A 427-nucleotide genomic window follows, 5' to 3' on the forward strand; every position below is an offset into this window, starting at 1 on the left:
CCACCAGCACCTCGGGCTCGCCGACATCCAGCGAACCGCCGGCCTCGGCACCCTCTTCGACACCGTCACGGCCTACGAGAACTACCCCCTCGACGCGGCCGCGCACACCGATCCCGCCGCCGGACTGACCCTGACCCGCGCCGAGGGCTCCGGTGACACCCACTACACCCTGTCGCTGGCCGCTCTTCCTCCGGCCCTCTCCGGCGCCGGTCTGACCCTGCGGCTCGCGCACCGCCCGGACCGGGTCACCGGCGACGAGGCCCGCGTCCTGCTCTCCCGGTTCACCGCCCTCCTCACCGCTTTCGCCCGGCTGCCCCGTGCCCGGGTGGCCTCCCTGGAGGCCGCGACACACGAGGAGCAGCAGCTCCTGGCCCGGTGGAACGGCACCGAGGCGTCCATGTCGGTGGGTGGTGTGTCGGGGGGTGTG

The 427-nt window shown here is 74.0% G+C and carries 1 protein-coding gene; it reads left to right on the top strand.

All coding sequences use genetic code 11. The features are described from left to right. On the top strand, positions 1-427 hold a 427-nt coding region (locus V2S66_RS34380), incomplete at both ends, for a condensation domain-containing protein (protein WP_330801037.1).

Source organism: Actinacidiphila polyblastidii (assembly GCF_036353415.1).
Classification (GTDB): domain Bacteria; phylum Actinomycetota; class Actinomycetes; order Streptomycetales; family Streptomycetaceae; genus Actinacidiphila; species Actinacidiphila polyblastidii.